This is a genomic window from uncultured Sphingomonas sp. (assembly GCF_964237155.1).
GTDB lineage: Bacteria > Pseudomonadota > Alphaproteobacteria > Sphingomonadales > Sphingomonadaceae > Sphingomonas.
On sequence record NZ_CAXSHH010000141.1, the window covers coordinates 1 to 3,026 of the forward strand.

Annotated in this window: 3 protein-coding genes and 1 pseudogene; 1 reads left to right on the forward strand and 3 read right to left on the reverse strand. The window is 65.2% G+C overall.

Annotation, left to right across the window (positions count from 1 at the left end; genetic code table 11):
• The 3 genes from ACFE71_RS15355 to ACFE71_RS15365 form a co-directional block, all read right to left on the reverse strand.
• Positions 1-643 (reverse strand): hypothetical protein (locus ACFE71_RS15355; protein WP_375429632.1); only part of this gene is annotated, 643 nt, incomplete at its 3' end.
• A gap of 990 nt (positions 644-1,633) precedes the next feature.
• Positions 1,634-1,924 (reverse strand): helix-turn-helix domain-containing protein, encoded by a 291-nt coding sequence (locus tag ACFE71_RS15360; RefSeq protein ID WP_375429633.1) that lies wholly within the window; start codon positions 1,922-1,924, stop codon positions 1,634-1,636.
• Positions 1,925-1,964: 40 nt separating this feature from the next.
• The gene (locus tag ACFE71_RS15365; protein WP_375429634.1) at positions 1,965-2,348 is read right to left on the reverse strand and encodes a type II toxin-antitoxin system RelE/ParE family toxin; all 384 of its coding nucleotides are present in this window, start codon (positions 2,346-2,348) and stop codon (positions 1,965-1,967) included.
• A gap of 209 nt (positions 2,349-2,557) precedes the next feature.
• On the opposite strand from ACFE71_RS15365, the pseudogene ACFE71_RS15370 reads away from it, so the two are divergent.
• Positions 2,558-2,968 (forward strand): annotated as a pseudogene (locus ACFE71_RS15370) (DUF932 domain-containing protein); the annotation flags it as partial.
• Positions 2,969-3,026 lie beyond the last annotated feature (58 nt).

Consider the following 3,026-nt stretch of genomic DNA (forward strand, 5'->3'; position numbering starts at 1 on the left):
GAGCCGAGCTCGGGATGACGCCGCTGCATCTCCTCGAAGATCGCGACCGACCGTAAGGGATGGTCTTGATCGACCTGCTGCCGCGTGAGTTCAAATCAAGGTCGAGGGCGTCGGCACAATGGGCCATGAAGACCGGGAGCGGGACCAGCGTGTGCCGGTTCGACGTCGAATAGACATAGCGGAACGGCCGCGAGGGTCCGTCGCTCGCGCCCTGCTCGTCGGCACGCCCGATGGCCGCGGTGAGCGCCGCGCGATCACTGCTTCGGTAGCGGACGATCTCGGTGCCGGACCGCTCGGGCGTAAGCCCACCGATGCTCCGGCGGCGATGGCGCAAGATGCGGCGATGCAGCCGGTAGACCTCGCTTAAGTGCGCATGAAGCCGACCGATGGCCTCGACAAGCGCCGGATCGTTTTCATCTGGCATAGTCTCGACGACTGCGCGCAGCGCCGTGGCGTGCTGCTGAAGCAGTTCGTCGTCGGGAAACAGACCGGCCAGCTGGTCTATCGTATAGTCGAGATAAAGGGCGTTCTCCGGCGTCAGGCCGGCGACGATTTCGGCGAGCGCCTGCCGCCCTTCGACCTTGCGCCGGAACGCCGCCTCGCCACCCAGCGGATAGGTGCCAGGATCACCGTACGCCACCACGCGGATGGATCGAGTCCGCCGGCGACCCGAGGGCCGATCGCGTCGTCGGTGCGCGTTCCGACGGTCAGGCCGTAGCTAGGCACTGCGCTAGTGCCAGCGACCACGCCCAAGCCTGCGGAGACGACGAACAGCGGGACGGCGGCGTGCGCGGCCGCGTTCGCGCCGAGTGAGAAGCCGCGTCCCATATAGAGCGACTTGGCGTCGCCCTGTGTAGCAGCCTCACGGAGGCGAGAGACCCACTCGGCGGCGACGGTGGCCTGCTTACCCCTGGGCAGTTCGCTCGCGGTGAGTCCAGGCGCGCTGGCCCACCGCTTCCTGCTTGCGCAAGGTATTAGGACAGCACCAATCTGCGCCATGTGAAACTAGCCCCGCCGTTTTCGGCCTGCCACCTGAACGCGCCGGCCACGATTAGACCGACGCGTGTGGTGCCGTCACGTAGCTACAGCGCGCAGCCTATCCGGTCAAATAGTTCATCAAGCGGGTTGCCGGGATGTCTCGAAAGGACGGCGGGGATCGGTTTCCTGGCCGTCGGTGCGACCCGGATGTCCCTCTCCGTGACCGGGGTCGGCTTAGCGTCGGACCCACAATGCGCGGCGCTGTAGCTGCGCGACGCTGTTCGCCGGCGAGCGGACGCCGGTGACGCCCGCCAGCATCAAATCGATGGCGTTGCGCGGGGTTGCCGTAGGCCGATGCCGTCCACGCCTCCTGCACATCCTTGCGACCCATTGAGATGAGGGCGGCGCACGCGGAGATCGCCGGCACTGGACGCGCGTGGTGCCGATGTGTGAGCCGTGATAACCAACCTCCAGACGTCGGCGTCCAGCACTGTGCTTGCTTTCTAAATAGGAGCCAAAGCTCCGATTCCGCTGCCAGAGGTGCTCCCCAGCATTGTCGCCACATGCTTGGGACGGCTCAGGAGGAGGGCAAGTGATCTATCCGTCGGAAATTGCGCAATCTTGAAGAGTTAGCCTAGTCGCTGAGGCCAAGCGGCTAGGCAGCGACAACGGAGATGCGGCCGCCGGGCCGCGACCTCGGCTTGTTGCGGATGACGATGTCGACGTCCTGATCGAGCGCCGTGAGAAACGTCATTAGCCGTTCGACCGAAAACCCATCCAGCTTGTAATTTGCAAGCGCCGACACCTTCGGCTGGTTGACGGTGAGCTTCTCCGCCGCGGCGGCTTGGGTCAGCCTCCGGCGGGCGATCACCCCGTTGATGGCATCTGCCAGACGCAGCTTGGTCTGCCGCTCTTCGGCATCCGGGTAACCGAGATCGGCGAACACGTTGCTAGTGCCCCGAGTTATTGTCTCCTCGGTCATCGACTCATCTTTTTGGCTTACCATAACGAGCCTCATAATCCTGTTGCGCGAACTTCAACCGCCTCTCGACCAAGTCGATGTCGACCTGCGCCGTCCTGATCCCTTTCGGCGACTTCTTCTGGAATGCGTGCAGCACGTACACGACCTCCTTGAAGCGCACCGTGTAGACCGCCCGGTAAGTGTCTCCGTCATGATCCTCGACCACTTCGAAGACGCCTGAACCCTGACCCTTCCAGGGCTTCGCTGCAGGGTGCTTGCCTCCGAACTGCGCCAGACCGAGCGCGTTGCCCATCTCGTCCTTCACAGGCTCGGGGAAGCCGACGAAGTCCTTCTTGGACGAGCCCACCCAGTCGAGCGGCTTTTCACCTGCCGCCAATGTGCGAGCCATTCCTTTATATCCCATTTCCGGGATTGAAACGCAAGAGTTGCCCCGAGTTGGCGAGGGGAAAGTCTTCCCCTGCGGCCAAGCCAAAGTCTCGGCCGACCCCTTCTGCGGGGACCCCGCAACGCCCGGAGAGTGAGAGGGCGGCGGCTGTCGCCGTGACGGGTTGAGGGTCGAGAGAGAGGCTCCCGGCCGGCTCGTCGTGGAGATTAGTCATGTACGATGTAGAAGTGCTCGAAGCCGGTCGCGATCCGAGCGGCGGCTACCGAGTGGATGTCAGCCGTGGCGAGCGGATCGGGCGGGTGTCGTCCGAGTGGTTCTCCCGGCCCGCGGACCAGCGCTATACGTCCCTGCCGGAGCTGTTCGGGTCGGTAAAGCGCCGCACCGATCGCAGCCGCACGCGCACCGTGGAGAGCGCGGCGGTGCGTGTCGAAGCGAGCCGCGATGACGCCGAGGGGCTCGCCCTGGTGCTGCCCGGCTCGGCCGAGCCGGTCGCGCCGACCCACTGGAGCTTCGGCCAGCTTGCCGGCCTGGTCGGCGCGCCTGCCGCCTACCTGCGGCAGCTGCCCGCCGCGCTCGCCGGCATCAATCTGCAATACGGGCTGACCTCGCACCGCGCCGAGCAGTGATGATCTTCCCTCGGTGTGGCGGACACCTCTGATAGGCTCCGCAGGAGCCCTGGAG